This is a genomic window from Clostridium sp. CM042 (assembly GCF_055080995.1).
The window spans coordinates 2294161-2315988 of record NZ_CM143646.1 but is presented as its reverse complement, the minus strand read 5'-3'; the positions used below and the strand labels follow the sequence as shown (position 1 = coordinate 2315988).

17 protein-coding genes and 1 other annotated feature are annotated in these 21828 nt (G+C 31.0%); of the genes, 13 read left to right on the top strand and 4 right to left on the bottom strand.

Features of this window, described 5'->3' with window-relative positions; all coding sequences use genetic code 11:
- Window positions 1-72: 72 nt before the first annotated feature.
- From ACWJJ7_RS10940 to ACWJJ7_RS10900, 9 genes are all read left to right on the top strand, one after another.
- Entirely contained in the window at window positions 73-1590 is a 1518-nt protein-coding gene (locus ACWJJ7_RS10940) for a DUF445 family protein (protein WP_462962166.1), read from the top strand.
- A 365-nt stretch (window positions 1591-1955) separates the two neighbouring features.
- On the top strand, window positions 1956-2723 hold the full coding sequence (locus ACWJJ7_RS10935) for a TatD family hydrolase (RefSeq protein ID WP_462962165.1): 768 nt from the start codon (window positions 1956-1958) through the stop codon (window positions 2721-2723).
- Window positions 2724-2991: 268 nt separating this feature from the next.
- Entirely contained in the window at window positions 2992-4032 is a 1041-nt protein-coding gene (locus tag ACWJJ7_RS10930) for a ubiquitin-like domain-containing protein (protein ID WP_462962164.1), read from the top strand.
- Between the two features lie 199 nt (window positions 4033-4231).
- Complete coding sequence (gene rnmV / locus ACWJJ7_RS10925; protein WP_462962163.1) at window positions 4232-4795, top strand: ribonuclease M5; 564 nt, start codon at window positions 4232-4234, stop codon at window positions 4793-4795.
- Window positions 4776-5612 carry a 16S rRNA (adenine(1518)-N(6)/adenine(1519)-N(6))-dimethyltransferase RsmA gene (gene rsmA / locus ACWJJ7_RS10920; RefSeq protein WP_462962162.1) on the top strand — a complete coding sequence of 279 codons (837 nt, stop codon included), beginning with the start codon at window positions 4776-4778 and terminating at the stop codon, window positions 5610-5612. The genes rnmV and rsmA overlap by 20 nt, the downstream gene beginning before the upstream one ends.
- 77 nt (window positions 5613-5689) lie before the next feature.
- A complete protein-coding gene (locus tag ACWJJ7_RS10915) occupies window positions 5690-7183 on the top strand; it encodes a DUF7922 domain-containing protein (protein ID WP_462962161.1) in 1494 nt (497 codons plus the stop codon).
- Between the two features lie 111 nt (window positions 7184-7294).
- Window positions 7295-7879, top strand: coding sequence for a hypothetical protein (locus ACWJJ7_RS10910; RefSeq protein WP_462962160.1), 585 nt, complete (start codon window positions 7295-7297; stop codon window positions 7877-7879).
- A gap of 246 nt (window positions 7880-8125) precedes the next feature.
- Window positions 8126-8884, top strand: a complete 759-nt coding sequence (locus ACWJJ7_RS10905; RefSeq protein ID WP_462962159.1) for a prolipoprotein diacylglyceryl transferase — start codon at window positions 8126-8128, stop codon at window positions 8882-8884.
- Between the two features lie 30 nt (window positions 8885-8914).
- Entirely contained in the window at window positions 8915-9748 is an 834-nt protein-coding gene (locus tag ACWJJ7_RS10900) for a hypothetical protein (RefSeq protein WP_462962158.1), read from the top strand.
- A gap of 201 nt (window positions 9749-9949) precedes the next feature.
- On the opposite strand, the gene ACWJJ7_RS10895 is transcribed toward ACWJJ7_RS10900, so the two are convergent.
- Entirely contained in the window at window positions 9950-10129 is a 180-nt protein-coding gene (locus ACWJJ7_RS10895) for a hypothetical protein (protein ID WP_165412906.1), read from the bottom strand.
- A gap of 224 nt (window positions 10130-10353) precedes the next feature.
- Entirely contained in the window at window positions 10354-10554 is a 201-nt protein-coding gene (locus tag ACWJJ7_RS10890) for a cold-shock protein (protein WP_071611001.1), read from the bottom strand.
- A gap of 480 nt (window positions 10555-11034) precedes the next feature.
- Here ACWJJ7_RS10890 and nrdD point away from each other — a divergent pair, with 480 nt between their 5' ends.
- Both nrdD and nrdG read left to right on the top strand, forming a co-directional pair.
- Window positions 11035-13143: an anaerobic ribonucleoside-triphosphate reductase gene (gene nrdD / locus ACWJJ7_RS10885; RefSeq protein ID WP_462962157.1), complete on the top strand. Its 2109-nt coding sequence runs from the start codon at window positions 11035-11037 to the stop codon at window positions 13141-13143.
- 94 nt (window positions 13144-13237) lie between these two features.
- Complete coding sequence (nrdG, locus tag ACWJJ7_RS10880; RefSeq protein WP_462962156.1) at window positions 13238-13738, top strand: anaerobic ribonucleoside-triphosphate reductase activating protein; 501 nt, start codon at window positions 13238-13240, stop codon at window positions 13736-13738.
- Between the two features lie 87 nt (window positions 13739-13825).
- Here nrdG and ACWJJ7_RS10875 read toward each other — a convergent pair whose 3' ends face one another.
- Entirely contained in the window at window positions 13826-14461 is a 636-nt protein-coding gene (locus tag ACWJJ7_RS10875) for an MBL fold metallo-hydrolase (RefSeq protein WP_462962155.1), read from the bottom strand.
- Window positions 14462-14628: 167 nt separating this feature from the next.
- A complete protein-coding gene (locus ACWJJ7_RS10870; protein WP_462964981.1) occupies window positions 14629-16527 on the bottom strand; it encodes a type I glutamate--ammonia ligase in 1899 nt (632 codons plus the stop codon).
- 493 nt (window positions 16528-17020) lie between these two features.
- Window positions 17021-17238: a binding site (T-box leader), on the top strand.
- Between the two features lie 145 nt (window positions 17239-17383).
- On the opposite strand from ACWJJ7_RS10870, the gene ileS reads away from it, so the two are divergent.
- Both ileS and ACWJJ7_RS10860 read left to right on the top strand, forming a co-directional pair.
- Window positions 17384-20485, top strand: coding sequence for an isoleucine--tRNA ligase (gene ileS / locus ACWJJ7_RS10865; RefSeq protein WP_462962154.1), 3102 nt, complete (start codon window positions 17384-17386; stop codon window positions 20483-20485).
- 225 nt (window positions 20486-20710) lie between these two features.
- Entirely contained in the window at window positions 20711-21709 is a 999-nt protein-coding gene (locus tag ACWJJ7_RS10860) for a LacI family DNA-binding transcriptional regulator (RefSeq protein WP_462962153.1), read from the top strand.
- The last annotated feature ends 119 nt before the right edge of the window (window positions 21710-21828 follow it).

Below are 21828 nucleotides of genomic sequence, written 5' to 3'. Positions count from 1 at the left end.
TGAATTTTAATAAGGATAGATTTATAATTAGTTGTTATAAATACTACTAAGAATTACAAGGAGGAAAATAATATGAAATTTATTATAGGTTCTTTAATCGGAGCTGTTATCGGGTACATAACCAATTGGTTAGCTATAAAAATGTTGTTTAGACCTCACAATGAGATTAGACTTTTTAAATTTAAAGTTCCATTTACTCCAGGTCTTATTCCAAAAGAAAAATCTAGAATTGCTAAAAGTGTGGGTGAGTCTATAGGGCAACATCTTTTGACAAAGGAAACAATTATGAAGTCCTTATGCAGCGAAGATATGAATCAGCAATTGGATTCTTGGGTGCAAAGTAAGGTGTCTACTATGGGAAATAGCGAGAATATAGTAGAAAATGAGATAAAAGCCCTATTAGGCGATGAATATTGTGATTTTTTGAAGAATACTAACAATAATCTTTCTAAATTACTTATAGAGTATATGAATGAAGAAGATGTTAAGCAAGGTATTGCTAAATATGCATATGCACAAATAATGCTAGAACTAAAGGCTAAACCACAAACCATTTGTGAAAGCGAATTATATAATTCAATAAAAAATAAAACGTTAAATATGGCTATTGAGTATAAAAATTCGGAAGAATTTTATAAGGAAATTCAAAAGATATTAAAAGATAAGGTAGCTCAGTTAGTGGTTTTAGACAAGAATTTTGAGGAAGTTATACCGAGTACGATGATAAGCAATTTAAAAGTATATGTTTATGGGAAAAGGTATAATATTGCCATGGAAATAAAAAAAACAATGAAAGAAGAAAAAAACAGTCAGAAATTGAGACAAATTATAGGGGAAACAATAAGTACTAAACTAAGCCCCATGATAGCAATGTTTATGAATGTGGATAGTGTTTATGAAAAAGTAGCAATTGGAATAGACGAATTCTTAGATGACACGAAAAATCATAATGATATTGCCTTAATTATTAATGATATAATAGATAAATTGCTCAAAAATTCAATATCTAGTGTGCTTTCTGAATTACCCCAAAAAGGGATGGACGACGGTATAGAGCCTTTGATTAATTTATTTACAACAAAGGTTGTAGATGAAAAATTTATTAGAGAAACTTTTGATAAGTTGGAGTGTAAATTTAATAAGTACATGTCTATTGAGGAGTTGCTCGAAAAGATAGGCATAGATTATAAAAATGAAATAGAAAAATTTATAAAAAGTCGAATAGAAGCTATGGCAGAAAGCAATTCTGCAAAAATAAAAATCACAGAAATAGTATCTGTAATGATTAACAGATTCTTACACATGGGGACCGAATCAATATTCGATGGAAATGGAGATAAAATATCCCAATCTATTTCTAAAGTAGTTCTCGAGTTATACAATAAATTCGTAGAGAACAAGTCGGCTGACGTAATTGAAGTGTTGAATGTAGCTAAAATAGTTGAAGACAAAATTAATGAATTTGATGTAGCTTTTTCAGAAAAAATTATATTAGACATTGCTAGCAAAGAGTTAAGAGCTATAACCTGGCTCGGAGCACTGCTCGGCGCAATTATGGGATTATTATCACCTGTATTAGGGTCACTTTAGTACATTACTAATTAATAGGTAAAAGTCACTTTCGTAGGAAAGTGGCTTTTACTTATTTCAGCTTCGCAGGAGATGATTTAAGTAAATTATCTATTATACAATTTTGCAAATAGTTGAATATTAGTGATATAATATCAAACAGACATTTGAAGTATATTTAAGAATTTATTATTACATAGAAAGGATGGTGAGAACTGTAATTAAACTTTTGGAATTAACGGATTAACGACATTTCAGAAGGAAAGTCACCAAGTTTATAAGTGGGAGTTGCATGCTATTACGACAAAAACTTCGGTGGGAGTATAAATATCCTTCAGAAGTCGTTAATACAGCACCGCAGGTGATGATTTAATGCAGTATATATTATGATATTTGATTCACATGCACATTATGATGATGAGGCTTTTAATGAAGATAGAGAAGAAGTAATAAAGGGGTTAAACGATAAAGGGGTAATAGGGGTTTTAAACTGTGGTGCATCACTGGACGGTGCAAGAATGTCAGTAAAATTATCGAATAAATACGATCTTATATACTCGGCAGTAGGAATACATCCTGAATATGCAAATACTGTTAATGAGGAAATTATTGAAGAATTAAGGAATTTAACACGTTACCCAAAGGTTAGAGCTATAGGAGAAATAGGATTAGATTATTATTATGCCGAAAACCCAGATAGAGAAATTCAAAAAGCGGCTTTTAAACTTCAAATGGAGCTTGCAAAAGAACTTGGATTACCAGTGGTTATCCATGATAGGGACGCTCATAAAGATACTTTAGATATATTAAAGAAATTTCCGGAAGTGGTAGGGGTAGTTCACTGTTTTTCAGGAAGCGTTGAATTTGCTAAGGAGTGTTTAAAGTTAGGGTATTATATAGGTTTCACTGGTGTTATAACCTTTAAAAATGCAAAAAAAACAGCAGAGGTTGCAAGGGTTGTACCAATGGACAGGATACTAGTAGAAACGGATTGTCCATATATGGCGCCTGTGCCACATAGAGGAAAAAGAAATCAATCGGATTACATTCAGTACATAATAGAAAAAATATCAGAAGTTAAGGGTAAAACAATAGGAGAAATTGAAGACGCAACAATATATAATACAAAACAATTGCTAAAAATTAACAATTAGTGTAGAATGGTTATTAATCCAATTAGTGCAACAAATTTACAGAAAATCATTGGTAATTAAAATTAAATTTCCAGCATATAATTTTAATGGTAAATAATAATTTGCTAGGTTACCCTCAAGAACGGGCTAGTTGGGATGTTTTTAAAATTAATTATATGCAAAATGATGCATTAATAGTCGAAATTAAGGATAATTGGGTCGAAATTTGACATATTTATTGCTTCAAGGTATAATACCCAAGTATTCTTGACTAAGGGAGGGAATTTTTATGATAAAAAACGCGAAAAATAATTTTAAGAACTATTTTTCAAATGGTCCCAAGACATTTTTTGTAGTAATGCTATTATTAACATGCATTTCAGTTACTATGTTTAACATGAAAAAAGCTATATCTGTTATTGTTGATGGAAAGTCTATAGAAGTTATAACTTTAAAAAGTAATGTTACTCAAATACTAAAAAGTAACAATATAGCATTAGGGTCAAAAGACCAAATAACAGTTAGTTTAGACAGTAAAGTAAAAGACGGAGATAAAATATATATAAAAAAAGCTGTTAATGTTAAGGTAACAGTTGATGGGAAAGAATTAAATATACAAACTGCTGAAAAGACTGTAGAAGATATGCTGAAAGCAGAAAAAATTGTATTAGGTGATGAAGACAAGATTACCCCATTAAAAAGTGATTCGCTAAAATCAGGGCTCGAAGTAAAGGTAACAAGAGTAAACACTGAGAATATTAAGGAAACTAAAGCAGTGAAATTTGCAACCGAAACTAAAAGCAGTGATGAACTAAATAAAGGTGTTAAGAAAGTTATTCAAAAAGGCATAACAGGTCAGAAGGTTATAACTTCAGCTGTTGTTTATGAAAATGGCAAAGAGGTATCTAGAAAATTAGTTAATGAAGAATTTAAATCACAGCCTGTTAAAGAAATAGTTGCATTAGGTACTACTAGTGTATATACACCATCCCGTGGAGGAGATATTAGTTATACTAGGAAATTGAAGGTTAGGGCAACAGCATATACTGCTGATTATAGTTGCACTGGTAAGAGTTCAGGTGACCCTGACTTTGGTATAACTAGCACTGGGGTGAGGGCAAAAAGAAACTCAGATGGGTATAGTACTATAGCCGTCGATCCTAGCGTTATTCCATTAGGAAGCAAGATTTACGTAGAAGGGTACGGATATGGCATTGCAGAAGATATAGGCGGAGCTATAAAGGGTAATCATATAGATTTATATTACGACTCCAGTGATGAAATGTGGGGTTGGGGAGCACGAAATGTAAGTATTTATATTGTGAAATAGGAGCGCAAGCTCCTTTTTTTGTTTTATAGTTCACTATTAATAAGTAAAATGGTATTATAGATACGGCAATAAAAAGAAATACTAAGGGATATTTTTGTTTTTTATGATATATAATAAAGAAAATGCATTAGTTTATCATAGCAGGTAGATAACCACATAATAAGTGCTGCCATGCGATATGAAGAATTAGGAGGACAATATGATTAAAGAAGTAATAGTAGTTGAAGGAAGAGACGATATTACAGCAGTAAAAAGAGCGGTAGACGCTGAGCTGATTTCTGTAGGCGGCTTTGGGATCAACGAAAAGGTAATTAATAAAATAAGGGAAGCTCAAAAGCGAAAAGGTGTAATAGTATTTACGGACCCAGACTTTGCTGGAGAAAAAATAAGAAAGATTATTACCAAAAGAGTAGCAAATGTAAAACATGCGTACATATCTCAAAAGGAAGGTACTAAGGACGGAGATATAGGTGTTGAAAATGCATCACCTGAAACAATATTAAGGGCTCTCGAAACTGCAAAATTTGAAGTTCAAGAGAAAAGAAAAGAGTTTGATGTGCAAGATATGATATTTTTCAAGTTAACAGCCGATATTAGAGCTAAGGAAAGACGCCATGCGCTAGGAAACGAATTAGGTATAGGATACGGTAATTCGGCGCAATTTATAACTAGGTTAAACAATTATGGAATTATAAAAGAAGAATTTATAAATGCTGTACAAAAAATAAACAAGGAGATGAATTATGGCAGATTTGACGATTAGTGAGGTTAGCAAAAAATATGAATTTAGGTTCAAAAAAGGATTAGGTCAAAATTTTTTAATAGATGATTCTGTGCTAGATGATGTTGTAGATGGGGCAGAAGTTAATGAAGAAGATTTTATTATCGAAATAGGACCAGGATTTGGAACATTAACTAGAGCACTTTTAAGGAGAGCTAAAAGAGTTTGTGCTATAGAACTAGACGAAAAACTTTTGCCGATTTTGCAAGATGAACTAAAAGAGTTCGATAATTTTGAACTTATACATAATGATGCTTTAAAAGTCGATTTTAATGAACTGATTAAAGATGAAAAATCTGTGAAATTAGTTGCTAATTTACCATACTATTTAACGACACCAATAATTGTTAACTTACTTACTGGGGGTTATAATTTTAAATCTTTAACTATAATGATACAAAAGGAAGTTGCACAGAGGATAGATTCGGAGCCAAATTGCAAAGCTTATGGAGCCTTTTCAATATTAGTTCAGTACTACTGTAACACGAAAATACTTCGGCTCGTGCCGCCTTCAGCGTTTTTGCCGGAGCCTAAAGTAGAATCTATGGTTATAAGATTAGATAGATTAAAAGAGCCTAAAGTTAAGGTGAAGGATGAAGATTTATTCTTTTCTATAGTAAGAAAATCTTTTAATATGAGAAGAAAAATTTTATGGAATTCTGTTAAAGATATAGGAATTCCTAAAGAAGATTTACTGAAATGTTTTGAAAGAGCAAACATTGATCCTAAGAGGAGAGGCGAGACTTTATCACTGCAAGAGTTTGCAACGCTTTCGGATGAAATAGGACTTGTAAAATAAATTTCCATATAGTGTTCATTTTTTATAATATATTTCATATATTATAATGAATAAGTTTTATATGGAGGTAAATGCAGGTGACACCTAAAAAAAATTATAGTAGGTACTTTATTATATTACAAGAAGATGAAAAAGGCTATTCATTAGAAGCTGATAAGATTCCATCTGGATATGCAAAGCTTGAAATGAAAAACAGTAAATGTAAGGTTTCATACTACGTGCAAAACCTAAGGAAGGAAAAACAACCTTATTACATGATTTTAATATGTGGTAAAAAAGATGTAAACAAAATTATAAAAGTTGGCAAATTGAACATAGACGATCACGGTAGGGTAGATATTTCACATGAATATGATATGGATAATATAGCAGATACTGGTATTTCTGCTGAGAGAATTATTGGGGCTGCAATTGTAAAATTCTTAGATATCAATGTGATTTCAATAATGAGCGGATTTTCAACAACAGACAAACCAAATGAGTGGAAAAACTATAAACTAGCGGAGAGTAATAAGGAAAAGAAGGAAACTAGAACAGATGATATAAGCAATGAATTTGATGAATATGAAAAAAGTATTGAATTAATTAAAGTGAAAAGTGATGAAGTAGTTAAACATTTAGAGGTTCAGGAGAATGTAGATGAAGTAGCGGATAAAAAAGAAGATACAACGAAAAGAGTTAATATCGAAGAGGTTGGACCTTTAAAAACTCAAGTAATTGTAGATAAACAAGCTGACAAAGAGGTAGATACTAGGCAAAAGGTTATTGCTGAAAATGTTGAACCGATAGAAGAACAAAAGAATGTAAATGAAGAAGATACAAAGGAAAGAGTTAATATCGAAAAGGTTGGACCTTTAAAAACTCAAGTAACTGTAGATAAACAAGCTGACAAAGAGGTAGATACTAGGCAAAAGGTTATTGCTGAAAATGTTGAACCGATAGAAGAACAAAAGAATGTAAATGAAGAAGATATTAAGAAAAGGGTTAATATCGAAGATGGTGAGATTTCAGACAAATTAGAGGAAAAAATTGAAGTTAAGAAACCTGAAGATGTTTTGGATGTAAATAGAGATATGAATAAAAAACAACATAAAGAAGATAAAAAAGATGAGTGTAATTATAAGGAGAAAAATTCTTGTAAAGGGGAATATCCTAAAGGCGATATGGGAGGATTCTTCAAGGCGGTAGCGCAAGATTTTGATGAAGTACCTGATTTTTCTAATGAAATTAAATGGTGCAAATGGTATAAAGTACCTGTAAGAAACTTAGAGAATATGTATGATTTGAGTGACTATAACAAATATTCAATAGCATATTACCCTATGATTTCTTATTATCCGTATATTAGAAACTATAAATCATTTATGCTAGGATATAAATGTGACTCAAGTGGGAAAATGAAATATATTGTTTATGGAATACCTGGAAGCAGAGCTAAAGCTCATCAACCCTATGGAGGAAAAACTGGTTTTGTAAGTTGGATTTCAGATAAAGAAAATGATGAAATGGGATATTGGCTGATGTTTTATGATTTTAAAAACTCTACAATTGTTGTACCTTTAAAAAAATAATATATGTAAAATTAAATGTGTGGCTAAATAATTTAGTCGCACATTTAATTTTTTAATATTCTTTTAACGTGTATCATATAGTATATTAATATTAATATGTGGAGGGGTACGTTGAAGGTTATACTTATAAACAGAAAAAAAGTTGGAATTATAGTAATAATCCTCGGACTGATGATCACGCTTTTGGGGATATCAAAACAATTTGATGACAAGTTAAAAACTACTATTCTTGTGGAGAATAATATTAAGTTGCTTAATGATTATACAGCTATAGACGGAAAGGTAAGTTATAAATTGCCGGTTGGATGGACAACTAAAGAAAAAAAATTTTCTGGTAGTGAGATTATGTATCATAATGATTTTCAATCAAAGGATGCAGTGATTCATGGCTTTGTAGAAGTTTGGAAAGGTAAACAGGACTTAAAAGCATTTTTAGGTAATAGCAAAGAGATATCACAGGAGCAAAATGCGATTAGAAATTATAAAATAGATGACACTATTATAAATGGCAAGAAAACATACTTAGTGAAATACTTAATTAATGTAACTGGTGATAATTGGTACAAGGCCTATGAATATTTTATTGATGATGGAAAAGAGTTTTATAGAGTTTCATTTTTCACTAGGGATGTTAATTTTAAAGAAACTTATGGAGCTATTTTTGAAAGTATAGTTGAGACTTTAAAAGTTCAATAAGGTGGCTTAGACATTTATCCAAATGTAGTATAAAATTAATTAGAGTTGCTTAAAACTTTTTAAAGTATTATAATTTATTTAATGATATTTAAAAGATAGTCCATTACTATATTGCACCACCGCAGGTGATGGTTTAACGAGTTATGAGCTAAGAGGAGCAATCATGCTTCTCTTAGTATTTTATTGTGCTAATCAGCTTAAATAAAGCGAATAAAAGGGTGATGAATTTTAATAGGGAGGATAGAAATGAAACCAGTATTATTTGAGTTTTATTTTGTCAAAATTTACGGTTATGGATTAATGATAACGATAGGGATTATTGCAGCACTTTTTTTATTATCATATAGAGGCAAGAAAAAACAGTATAGTGAAGATAATATTTGGGATATGGCTATATTAGTAATCATTTGTGGGATAATAGGCGGAAAGGTAATGTACATAATAACAGACATTAAGTACATAATAGGGCACCCCTTAGTATTAAAAAATATTGGGAATGGTTTTGTTATTTATGGAGCTATTCTGGGGGGCATATTAGCAGTACATTTATATAGTAAGAAAAAAGATTGGAATACACTTAGTGTGTTAGACTTAGCAATTCCAAGTCTTCCTTTGGCACAAGGATTTGGTAGGATAGGGTGTTTTCTAGCTGGATGTTGCTACGGTAGGGTTACATCGCTACCAATAGGAATAGAATTCCATAATTCACTATTTGCGCCTGAGAATGTGCATATTCATCCAACGCAAATTTATTCTTCGGTGTTTGATTTTATTTTAGCATTTTTTTTACTTTGGTATGATAGACGCGAAAGAAAGAATGGAAGATTATTTTCTCTTTATCTTATTGTATATAGCATAGGTAGATTTTTAATAGAATATTTAAGAGATGACCCTAGAGGCAGTGTATCTATATTCTCCACATCTCAATTCATTAGTCTATTTATTGTAATTATTGGAATTCTAATATTTAATTTTAAAAGAATAAAAGAAACTTTGTGGAAATAATATTTGAGGAATTAGCTAGGGGGATAACAAATGATTAAAAATAAAAACAAGCTCATTATATTTTGCTTTATAATTATATCTTCATTTATATTTACTGGATGTAAAAGCTTTAATGAAATTAAAGTAAAGCTTGGAGTGAAAAATGTTGATTTTGAGTACATTAATCAGGGAAGAATTAAAAAAATAATAATACAAAGTACTAGAGATAAAAGCTTTAGATTTGTGGTTACGGATGAGATAGCTATAAAAGATTTGTATGAAATTTTATCTTCAGCTAAGGAAGTTAATGAAAAATCAACACTAGAGGCTGATTATATTTTTGAAATGTATGAAGGTGTCGATAAAGTCCATAAATTTAGTTATATAGCGGGACTTGATAAAAAAGATGGAGCTAATTTATATAGTGCAGATAAAAGTTATATTGTATCTAAAAGGATCGACAATGATATCATAGAAAACTTTTGGAATATTAGAAAGCCTATAGATTTTGAAACTGTATATTATGATTCGATTTTAAAGGTATTAGATAAGTATATAAAGGATGATGATAAAAGCAAAAAAATACTTGTCGATATAAATGAAGATAATGAAGTAGCTAAATTTATACTATCAACTGATTTAGAATCATTTAAAAGTAAGCTGTTAAATGATTTTAATGCACTATTAGTAAAAGATAAAAATACAGGATATGATAAGTTAATAAGTGTTAAAACGGAAGGATACAAAGCAACTATATACAAATCCTCTGTGACTATTAAGAATAAATCAAATGAGAACGAAAAAAAATATTACGTAGTAGCGAAATATGATAAAGGGGTATGGAAGAGTGAAACTTTTGAAGATAAAAAACCTAATGGATTTTAATAATATTCCAAAAAATAATAAAAAACTGTATTTGTAGAATAAATACAGTTTTTTATTATTAAAAATTTTGTTAAATCATCTTCTGTTAAGTGACTCTAATGACTTCAGAAGGAGATTTATACTCCCGCTTAAGTTTTTTCTTTGTTATAGACTGTGTCCAACCCTCTTATAGAAGAGCGAGACTTTCCTTCAGAAATGTCGTTAAAGAAAATTTATCATTGTATCGTTAAGCATATTAGTAGGAGCATCAATATTTAAATCGATAGTATCTCCTATTTTTGAATTTTTAGGTAAACGAGAAACACTTACGTTTATACTAGTCCCATTTAAAAAATTTATAAAAGCATCAGTATTGCTCATATCTATTATTTTTCCAAACATTATAAAAACATCCTTTCATAATATATAAACTATATTTATAATAGTTTTAGCAAAGAATACTATTATATTCATGAAAGTGATAATATTTTTATGAATAATATAAAATAAAATAGATTTGCGTGCGAGATATTATGGCTTATATTATTAATAAACTAAAACCACCTATCACAAAGTGATAGGTGGTTTATCTATAATTAATGATATATTATAGATTAGATTTTGAATTATAATCTAGTAACGTTTGAAGCTTGAGGGCCTCTAGCGCCAGTAGTTATTTCGAATTGAACTTGTTGTCCTTCTTCTAAAGATTTATATCCGTCTCCTTGAATAGCTGAAAAATGTACGAATACATCTTCTTCTCCTTCTACGGATAAGAAACCAAACCCTTTTTCTGAATTAAACCATTTAACTGTACCTGTTTTCATATAACTTTCCTCCTGAATAAAAAAATTTGTAACATTTGTAACATAACTATTATAATACTACACTTTGGTGGATTTTTAAATAGTTTTTTGAAAAAAATAATATTATTTATGTATTTATACTATTTTTTTACTGAAACATATTTATACACAGTTTATTTTATAAAAATATCTTCACCTACAACACTTTATTATTTATAATAGTTTTTAATTTAAATTGTATATATATAGTTTGGCTTTTAATATATTTTTTATACTATTTTATTTTTAAAGTTTTTAGCAGGAGGATATTATCAAAATTCAGTGGATAGGTTAACTAATTATGTTAATAAGGTGATAACTATAAAAAATCAAAGGATATCGAGGTAACTAAAAATTAATTGCCTGTATTATATGATAGAAGTTAATTTACAAATTGATATAAATTTTTTACTAGAGTATAATAAGCAAAGTACAAGATATTGTGTTCGGGAGGTTCGAAATATGCTACATGTTGCCAAAAGAGATGGACGAGAGGTTCAATTCAATTCAATAAAAATTACAAATGCCATAAAGGGAGCGATGGATGAGATCGCTTTTAATTTAAAAGAAAGTGAAGTTATAGAGCTAACTCAAAAGGTCATAGAAAAAATTGAGGATTTGGAGAAACAGCAACTAACTGTTGAAGAAATACAGAATATTGTTGAAGGTACACTTTTAGAAAATGGTCATAAGGCTATTGGAGTAGCTTTTTCTAATTATAGACGCGAACGTAACAAGATTAGAGCAATAAAATCAGACCTTATGAAAGCTATAGAAAAAATAGGAGTAGAGACAGATAGAGATAATGCTAATGTGGGTAATAACTTTAGTTCTAAGTTACTTAGAATTGCTAGTGAATCTAACAAATGGCATAATTTATCTATGATGCCTAAGCATTTAGCAAAAGTACATGAAAATGGTGACGTATATTACCATGATCTAGATAGTTATAATTTAACTGTGAATTGTTTGCATATACCAACAAGAGAAGTTTTAGAAAGAGGATTTAATACGGGATACGGATATATAAGAAAAGCAAAAAGGATAGAGTCTGCAGCAGAACTTTCATGCATTTTACTTCAATCAACGCAGAATGATATGTTTGGAGGTCAATCACATCCGGATTTTGACAATGACATGGCAGCATTCATAGAATATACAAGGCAAGAAATTAGACAAGAAATTAGAGAGCTTGGTGTAGATGAGGACAAAATTTGCGAATTTGCGGAACGTAAATTAAGAAGAGCTGTAGAACAATCTATGCAAGGTATAGTATATAACCTAAATACAATGCATAGCAGAGCGGGGTCACAAGTACCTTTTAGTTCAATGAATATTGGAATACCAGAATCTAAAGATGCAGCACTCGTATGTGAAATATTTTTAATTGAATACGAAAAAGGACTTGGAAAAGGAGAACAACCTGTATTTCCAAACATAATTTTTAGAGTTAAAAAAGGTGTCAATAGAGAAAAGACCGATCCATATCACTACTTATATAAGCTTGCTTGTCGCGTTGCTAGTAGGAGAATGAATCCTACCTTTATGAATTTGGATTCTGATTTTAATAAATTTTACTATGATCAAGGGATTACGCCGGCTACTATGGGATGTCGTACTTATGTTTGTTCTAATGTAAATGGAGAGGCAGGAACAAAAGGGAGAGGAAATATTGCTCCAGTAACTTTAAATCTTCCTAGACTTGGTATATTAGCTAAGGAAGACGTAGATAAGTTTTATAAATTACTTGATAGTAAGTTAGAACTTTCTAGAGAAGCACTTATGCATAGATATGATGTGTTAAAAAAATTAAGGGTTAAGGATTTACCTTTTGTAGCAGGTCAAGGTCTTATGGTAGGTAGTGAAGGGTTATCGCCTGAGGATTCCATAGAACCTATTTTAAAGAATGGATCATGGTGTATTGGTTTCATAGGGCTTGCAGAAACGTTAGTAGCCCTAACTGGAAAACATCATGGAGAATGCGAGGACACCAGAAAATTAGGGGTTGAAATAATATCCTATATAAGAAAGTATACTGACAAGCTAATAGAGGAAACTAAGCTTAATTGGAGTACTTATGCTACGCCGGCTGAAGGATTAAGTGGTAGATTTATACTTCAAGACAAGGCTGTATTTGGTGAAATTCAAGGGGTTACTGATAAAGAATATTATACGAATAGTTATCATATTCCAGTAGGGTATTCAATATCAATTAAGGAAAAAATAGATATTGAAGCGCCTTATCATAAATTATGCAATGGTGGACATATTAGTTATATAGAACTTGACGATTATCCAACAGAAGAAATTATAATGGACATATTAGATTATGCATATAAGCAAACGAACATTAGTTATATGGGCATAAATTTCCATATAAGATATTGTAAAGACTGTGGAACATATCTCCAAAGTGGAGCGCATAAATGCAGCGAATGTGGAAGTCATAATATACAAGGGATTTCAAGAGTAACAGGTTACTTAAGTTTGGATGAGAGATTTGGTAGTGGGAAGACAGCAGAGAGAGCAGATAGAATATCTCATACTGCGGGTCATGCATCTACATATTAAAAATAAACTAAGTACGATAAAAATAATGGTCAATTGTATTAAGCAATTGCCCATTATTTTCATGTTGCTTATTTTATAAAAGGTGAGGGATTGAATGAAACTTCAAATAGGTGGGTTTTTAGACAATTCATTAGTTAATGGAGACGGACTTAGATCTGTAATTTTTGTGTCTGGCTGCATGCATAACTGTGAAAGTTGCCAAAATGAGTTTATGCAAGATTTTAATTATGGGGAGTCTACTTCAATAGATGATATTGCGCAAAAAATAAAGAATAATATTCCCATAATAAAAGGGGTTACCTTTTCAGGAGGAGAACCTTTTGAGAGTGCGGTAGCTTTATCGAAATTGTCAGAGAAATTAAGGGTCCAGGGATTAAATATTTGGTGTTATAGTGGATACACTTTTGAAGAGCTAATACATATCGGAGATAGCGATAAACTAAGGCTACTAAGCTGTATTGACATACTTATTGATGGTAAATTTGATAAAGAATTAAAGGTAGGCGCTAGTAAGTATACTGGATCCTCTAATCAGAGAATCATTGATGTTCAAAAAAGTATTTTAGAAAATCAAATTGTATTATGGAATAAATAAATATAAAATTCATTATTAATAATTTGATCCAATGTGAAATTAAAAAGGAAAGTCCACCACTTATTTTTAAATGGTGGGCTTTTCTTTCTAAATATAGTTTAATATTTTGACAGACATGGATTCTTTTATTTCATCATTAATAACTAAAGTATTACTATCTATTTTTGAGGCGTTTTTCATATACATAAGAAATGTTTCTACTCCCTCTAATGGAAGCGATAGTCGTGAAGTTTTATAGTGCATAGGTATAACTATTTTGGGGGTCATTTTTTTAGTAACTTCCGACGCTTTCTTGCCATCAATTGTATAATTACCCCCTACTGGGATAAACAATATATCTACATCTCCAATGGAGGCCATATCATCATTTGAAAGAGTGTGGCCTAGATCTCCTAAGTGACATAAGGAATACCCGTCCATTCTAAAAGTGAATATTATATTATCGCCACGTTTTGCACCTTTATTTTTGTCGTGATAAGAAGGGGTACCTTTTATAGGTATATCATGTGAAGTGGACATACCAATTTTATCTATAATTTCATAATTACCCTTTAGCTCTTTGATATAATTATGATCAAAATGTTGATGACTTATAGTTACAATATCTGGACTACCTTTATAAATATCATACCCCGCAGTATTGTCAAATGGATCTGTTAAAAGCTTCACACCTTTTGAATCTTCCAAAAGAAAGCATGAATGACCTAACCAAGTTATTTTCATGTAAATTCTCCTTTTGTTAAATCTTTTCTCTTTGTTATGGTATGTAACTCCCACTTATAGAAGTGGGAGACTTTCCTTCTGAAATGTCGTTAAAATTAATATATTGTGTAGTAAAAGAATATTTTATACGTTGTTTATAATTCGTAATATATAATTTTGTTTTTTTATTAAATATCTAACAAATTCTTTTTATAGTTAGAATAATAAAGCCTGAGCTCTTCCATTTGTGCATCTAATTGTATTTGTAATGATGAAAGTTCCTCATAGTTTTCAAGTTTAGAAGCTTCTTTTATTTTAGTAAATAGGCTTTTCTTAGAATAAGTATCCTTCATAAGAGAATGTCTAAGATCATTAATTTTTTGCCAATTTGCTAAATCTAAATCTAAAGCCTTTTCAACAGTATGAATCATTTTAGATTTTCGAATTTCTTCTGCATAATTGTTTAATAATCTATTATTTATTTCAGTAACCCATCTAGTGGTTATTGCCATTTTAAAACTATTTATTATGCTAGTAGTAAATACATTGGAAGCTGTAAGGACCCTAACTTTTTCAGGATATTCTTCTAATGTACGAACATTTTCATAAACAGTTTTAGGTGCTTTTCCAAAATATTTTCCGCGCTCTTCTTCTGTATAGAATTCAAATACATCTTCTTCACTTCTGTAAGCTCTATCTTTTTCTAAATAATCACTGTCGTCTCCTGGTGCTTTAGATAATTCTTTCAAAAGGTCATCTTCAGATTTATTGTTCTTTATTGCATATACAATTCCATCGAGCATTGTCATATATAGAGTAGATAAAGCTAAGTAGGCATTAGTATGTGGACATGGAGATCTAAGCTCAAATCTTGTAGCAAGGGGATTATCAAGGTCTCTTATTAATGCCAAAAGTATAGATCTGTTTCTCGACGGAATATCTACACTGTGACCAAGTGAAGTTACTATGCAAATAGGAGCCTCAAAACCAACTTTTAATCTTCTTAAAGCATCATTTGTTGAGGAAACAAATGGATTTATTACTTCATAATTTTTAAGTACGCCCATCACGGAAGCATAACCTAAAGTGCTTAAAAAATGTTTTTCTTTTGAATTGAATAAGTTAACTCTCTTTCCATTTTTTAATTTTACAGCTACTCCAACATGAATATGTTCACCGCTTCCAGCCACATCATGTACAGGCTTTGCTAGAAAATTAACATCTAGACCGTTAAGTCTGAAAGTTTCTTTTACTAAATTTCTGATAAATAGCTCATTATCTGCACATTGAAGAGCGTTTGAAAACTTCCAATCTAATTCAAGTTGTTCCATAATATGTGTTAGAGTACCAGCTTCACCTATTTGAGCTTTTACTCCACCAACTTCTTTATGGCCCATTTCAGGCTCAAAACCATACTCTTCCATTAGAAGAAGCGTTTGCTCGAGAGCTGTTCGAACATTTCCTTTAGTTTTACTCCAATATTGTTCTTTTAGTACTTGAGAAGTAGATAGTTCTTCTATATCAGCCTTATCATTAGGTGTTTTTACCCAAAATTCTAACTCAGTGGCAGAAGTGAGCATTAGCTCATCAATATCTTTATATTCAAAATCAAAAGAATTTAAAGATGATGGATTTTCTTTGAATAAATTAAGAAGGGTTGTTTTAAAGCATTCAACGGATCTTTTTAAGATCGATCTTGAATCCACTGGGAGATTATCATGTAATAATACACATGGAATTTTTAATGTACCTATAGGTGATTCTGTTTCAGCATCAATGTTTTCGTAATTGTAGTCGACGTACCAATTACAGTCAAAATCTGCTAGCATGTCTAATTTAGCATTGTTTAGAGTAGCAATACCTGGCAATACTACAGATGAACCATCAGTCTGAATAGCACCGCTTGCGAAACCACTAATATCATTTAAGAATATGTGCATTGGAATTCTCTCGTCGGTGTCATTACCGGATAAGTCAATACCAACTAGTGAAACGAACTTCACCTCAGAGTGTGCAAGTAAAATTTCTTTAATTTCTTTTTCAGAATGATTTTCTTTAGGAATTACATAAATTAATTTTTTCAAAATAATATTCCTCCTTTAAAGTATATATTTAAATTGCCTGTAACAAGACTATCACATATAGTAATAGTAGAGAACTTTTTTTTATACAACAAAATTTTATTTATAAATAAAATGATTTTATTATAAAAATGAAAGTATGTCAATGAGAAAACGTCATTAATTGCGATTAATTACAAAATGATGGCGTTATTTTGCAAGTTGTTATAGATGCAAATTCATTTATGATTTCAAATCATAACAAAGTTTTTTTAACTAGTATTATATCACATACATCTGTGAAAAGGTGATATTTAAATAATCAAAGTAGTTATTGAAGACTCAGTGGAATAGTATTCCCAAAATATAAAGATATAGGCTTTATAACATAAATTTAAATCTTTAGATATAGACCTCTTTTTTTCATGGTAAATAAAAGAGAATTTAAAAAGAAATTGACAATAAAAATTCATTATAATATAATGATAAGAAGTTCATAGTAATTATTGATTATGACTAATAAAAAGCTTTGATTAGGAAAAGTATTTAAGCAAGTAACTTACAGAGAATGGGCCAGGTTGAGAACCCATAGTGAAGGTTTAAAGAAAATCACCTAGGAGCTGAGAGCTGAATGTTTAGTAAGCTTATCCGTATTTCTGCGTTAAAGAATAAGGTATTATTGTACTTGAATTATATTTATTATATAGGTGGCATAACGAATTTAACTTCGTCCTATTTAGGGTGGGGTTTTTTTATATTTAAAAGTATTGCAGCATCGAAGATTAGAACAGTACCGAAGGTGATGATTTAACGACATTTCAGAAGGAAAGTTCCCCACATACAAATAGTAATTATTAAATGAAATAGGGAAAGGAGTTTTATTATGTATAAGAAAAATGATGCCTCAAAAAGTTTTATGGATATAGAAAAAGATGTGCTTAAGCTTTGGAAAGAAAAAGATATTATTCAAAAGAATTTTGACTTAAATGAGGGAGGAGGGCCCTTTACTTTTTATGATGGTCCACCAACAGCTAATGGAAAGCCGCACATAGGGCACGTTTTAACAAGAGTTATGAAGGATTTAATTCCAAGATATAAGGTAATGAAGGGGTACAAAGTGCTTAGAAAAGCAGGTTGGGATACTCACGGGTTACCGGTAGAACTTGAAATAGAAAAAAAACTTGGAATTGATGGTAAACCTGGAATAGAAGCATATGGAGTAGAGAAATTTGTAAAAGAATGTAAGGATAGTGTCTTTAACTATGTTAATATGTGGGAAGAAATGTCGGATAGGGTAGGATACTGGGTAGATATGGAGAATCCATATGTAACTTATCATAATAATTATATTGAATCAGTTTGGTGGGCATTAAAGCAAATGTGGGATAAGGATCTATTATACAAAGGTCATAAGGTAATGCCTTATTGTCCAAGATGCGGAACATCACTATCTTCTCATGAAGTAGCTCAAGGATATAAGGATGTAAAAGAAATGTCAGCATATGTAAAGTTTAAAATAAAAGGTGAAGAAAAATCTTTACTTGTTTGGACTACAACTCCTTGGACTCTTCCAAGCAATGTAGCACTTGCAGTAAACAAAAAATATGATTATGTTGAAGTAATCCAAGAAGGTGAGACTTTAATACTTTCAAGAGACTTATTAAGTAAACTCGAGGGAGAGTATGAGGTAGTACGTGAATTTAAAGGGGAAGCTCTAATAGGTCTTGAATATGAGCAAATGTTTGATTTCTATACACCAGAAGGAAAAGCCTTCTATATAGTACACGGAGATTTCGTAACTCTCTCAGATGGTACAGGGATAGTCCATATTGCTCCGGCTTATGGTGAAGATGATAATTTGCTTTCTAAAAAATACGATTTACCACTTATTAATTTAGTTGATGTAGAAGGGAAATTTGTAGATTGTGTTGCTCCATGGAAGGGCATTTTTGTTAAAGATGCTGATGCTAAGATATTAGAATATTTAAAAGAAAACAATGTTTTATATAAAGCAGAGAAATTTGAACACTCATACCCACACTGTTGGAGATGTGATACACCACTTTTATATTATCCAAGAGAAAGCTGGTTTGTAAGAATGTCTTCAATAAGAGACAAACTTATAGAAAATAACAATAAGGTGAATTGGATGCCGGACAATGTACGAACAGGTAGAATGGGTAAATTCCTTGAAGGCGTTATAGATTGGAGTATAAGTAGAACAAGGTACTGGGGAACTCCACTTCCAATATGGGAATGTGAATGCGGACATCGCGAACTTATAGGAAGTATAGCAGAACTTAATGAAAAAGGAAAAGATGTTCCTGAAGGAATAGAACTTCATAAACCATATATAGATAAAGTACATTTAAAGTGTCCAAAATGCGGAAAATCTATGGATAGGGTAGAAGAAGTTATAGATTGCTGGTTTGATTCAGGTTCAATGCCATTTGCGCAACATCACTATCCATTTGAAAATAAAGAACTATTTGAAGCTAATTTTCCAGCTCAATTTATTTCAGAGGCAGTAGATCAAACAAGAGGATGGTTCTATACGTTACTTGCGATATCTACAGCTGTGTTTGATACAAACCCATTTGAAAACTGTATTGTACTAGGGCATGTATTGGATAAAAACGGACTTAAAATGTCTAAGCATAAAGGAAATGTGTTAAGTCCATTTACAGTGCTAGAAAATCAAGGAGCAGATGCTCTAAGATGGTATTTTTATACTGCTAGTGCACCATGGTTACCTTCAAGATTTTATGAAGGAGCAGTTATTGAAGCACAAAGAAAGTTCATAGGAACCCTTTGGAATGTATATTCATTTTATATTCTATATGCTGAAATAGATAATTTTGACCCAACTAAATATGAAGACTTTACATCCGTAAATATTATGGATAAATGGATGATGTCAAAACTTAACTCATTAGTTAAAAACATAGATGAGCATCTAACAAACTATAGAATAACTCAAGGAGCTCTTGAACTTGAAGACTTTATTGATGGGCTTTCTAACTGGTATGTAAGACGTAATAGGGCAAGGTACTGGGTAGAATCACTTACAGATGATAAGATAGGTGCTTATATGACACTATACAGAGTTATCACAACTTTTGCTAAAATATCTGCACCATTTATACCATTTATAACAGAAGAGTTGTATCAAAACCTAGTAGTTGCTTTTGACAAAAGTGCACCAGAAAGTATTCACTTATGTGCTTGGCCGCAGTATAGAGAAGATCAAGTAGATAAAGTATTAGAAGAAGAAATGGATATGGCATATAGAACAGTTAAACTAGGAAGAAGTGCACGAAATGCTGCTAATATAAAGAATAGACAGCCACTTTCTAAAATGCTAGTTAGTTCTAAATCTCTTCCAGAATATTATGGGCATATAGTAAAAGAAGAACTTAATATTAAAGAAGTAGAGCTAGGAGCGGATATTTCTAAATATGTTAAATTTGAAATTAAACCAAATTTACCTGTGCTAGGTAAGCCATATGGTAAGTTAATACCAGGAATTAAGAAAGCAATAGGAGCTATGAACCAAATGGAGCTTGCTCAAACTATAAATAACGGAAGCGTAGTTACTATAAATGTAGCAGGAACAGAAATAGAACTCAATAGTGAGAAATTACTTGTTACAATGCAAGGGCTTGAAGGTTATGCATTTGCTGGAGAAGGTGAAATGGGAGTAGTCTTAATGACTAACATCACTGAAGAACTTAAAGAAGAAGGAAACGTACGTGAGATCTTAAGCAAAATTCAAAACATGAGAAAAGAAAGTGGGTTTGAAGTTGCTGATAAGATTAGAATCTACGTTTCTGGAAATGAAATGCTTCAAAATACAATTTGGAGATTTGAGGAGCAAATAAAACGGGATACTTTATCTGTAGAAATTGTATATAATGGGGAAAGAGAATATACGACAGTTAAGATAAATGGCGAAGATTTAAAACTAGATTTAGAAAAATTATAATTAATAATGATTGTAGAAAGTATGTGAGGTTAAGCACATACTTTCTTTTTTAGTAATGATAATATGCGGGTACACTTTATGTAATATATTTATAAATATCATTATAAAGTTAATTTAATGGGAACACTATAACTATACTAATAGTAGTAAGTTCATATTATAGCTTGAAATAACAGGCTTTTATCAGTATAATGGTAAGATAAGAAAATAGTAGGAGTTGAGAATATGGCTGCTTCAATAAAAGACGTTGCAAGAGAAGCGGGGGTTTCTATTGCCACAGTATCCAGAGTTTTAAATGATATAGATGTGGTAAATGAAGACACTAAGAAAAAGGTAAAAGATTCTATAAAAAAATTGTCATATAGGCCTAATATAGTTGCAAGAAGCTTAAAAACACAAAAATCTAGCACTATAGGGATAATTATACCAGATATATCAAATCAATTTTATCCTGAAATTGTTAGAGGCTGTGAGGATGTAGCTAATATTTATAAGTACAACATTATGCTTTGCAATGCGGATTTAGACGTAGAAAAAGAAATGGAATCTTTAAGAATACTTAAAGAGAAAATGATAGATGGAGTTATATACATGAGTAATTCCATAGAGAATAATGTTATAAGCTTAATAAAAGAACTCGAAATGCCGACGGTTCTTGTAGAAACTACAGATGCTGGTGGAATATTACCTAGTGTTACCATTGATAATGTAAGGGCAGCAGCTGATGCGGTAAAATATTTGATAAATAAGGGCAATAAAAAAATTGCTTATGTAGGTACTGCTATAGAAAAAGTTAATGCGTTAGCTAAAAGGCACACAGGCTATATCAAAGGGCTTGAGGAAATGGGGATAACACTTGATAAAGAGCTAATTTATCTTGGCGGAGTTAAGGCTAGAGATGGGTACAAGGGGATTAATGCGATATTAGATAAAGGTGCCCAAATAGACGCAGTATTCTGTGCTAGTGATGAAATTGCTATGGGAGTAATAAATGCATTAAGAGATAAATCTATTAAAGTTCCGGAGGACATAGATGTTATGGGCTTTGATGATATTTATTCAGCTTCAATATTCTATCCTAAATTGACTACAGTAGCTCAACCAATGTATGACATGGGCTCTGTAAGTATGAGAATGCTTATAAAAGCTATAAATAATTTAGAGGTTGAGGAAAAACATTTTGTATTACCTTATAGAATAGTGGAGAGAGATTCCTGTAAATAAATATAAGTCTTATTAAAACCAAATAAGTTTTAATAAGACTTTTTACATTATTTGCATGACCCTTAAATATACAATTAGGTGATTTTATAAATGTCAAATTAACAAGTTGGAGGTAACAA

Bases quoted from the DNA above. Each gene is read 5' to 3' on its own strand.
- ACWJJ7_RS10940 (WP_462962166.1), top strand. From the start codon at position 73: ATGAAATTTATTATAGGTTCTTTAATCGGAGCTGTTATCGGGTACATA.
- ACWJJ7_RS10935 (WP_462962165.1), top strand. From the start codon at position 1,956: ATGATATTTGATTCACATGCACATTATGATGATGAGGCTTTTAATGAA.
- ACWJJ7_RS10930 (WP_462962164.1), top strand. From the start codon at position 2,992: ATGATAAAAAACGCGAAAAATAATTTTAAGAACTATTTTTCAAATGGT.
- rnmV (WP_462962163.1), top strand. From the start codon at position 4,232: ATGATTAAAGAAGTAATAGTAGTTGAAGGAAGAGACGATATTACAGCA.
- rsmA (WP_462962162.1), top strand. From the start codon at position 4,776: ATGGCAGATTTGACGATTAGTGAGGTTAGCAAAAAATATGAATTTAGG.
- ACWJJ7_RS10905 (WP_462962159.1), top strand. From the start codon at position 8,126: ATGAAACCAGTATTATTTGAGTTTTATTTTGTCAAAATTTACGGTTAT.
- ACWJJ7_RS10900 (WP_462962158.1), top strand. From the start codon at position 8,915: ATGATTAAAAATAAAAACAAGCTCATTATATTTTGCTTTATAATTATA.
- ACWJJ7_RS10895 (WP_165412906.1), bottom strand. From the start codon at position 10,129: ATGTTTGGAAAAATAATAGATATGAGCAATACTGATGCTTTTATAAAT.
- ACWJJ7_RS10890 (WP_071611001.1), bottom strand. From the start codon at position 10,554: ATGAAAACAGGTACAGTTAAATGGTTTAATTCAGAAAAAGGGTTTGGT.
- nrdD (WP_462962157.1), top strand. From the start codon at position 11,035: ATGCTACATGTTGCCAAAAGAGATGGACGAGAGGTTCAATTCAATTCA.
- nrdG (WP_462962156.1), top strand. From the start codon at position 13,238: ATGAAACTTCAAATAGGTGGGTTTTTAGACAATTCATTAGTTAATGGA.
- ACWJJ7_RS10875 (WP_462962155.1), bottom strand. From the start codon at position 14,461: ATGAAAATAACTTGGTTAGGTCATTCATGCTTTCTTTTGGAAGATTCA.
- ileS (WP_462962154.1), top strand. From the start codon at position 17,384: ATGTATAAGAAAAATGATGCCTCAAAAAGTTTTATGGATATAGAAAAA.
- ACWJJ7_RS10860 (WP_462962153.1), top strand. From the start codon at position 20,711: ATGGCTGCTTCAATAAAAGACGTTGCAAGAGAAGCGGGGGTTTCTATT.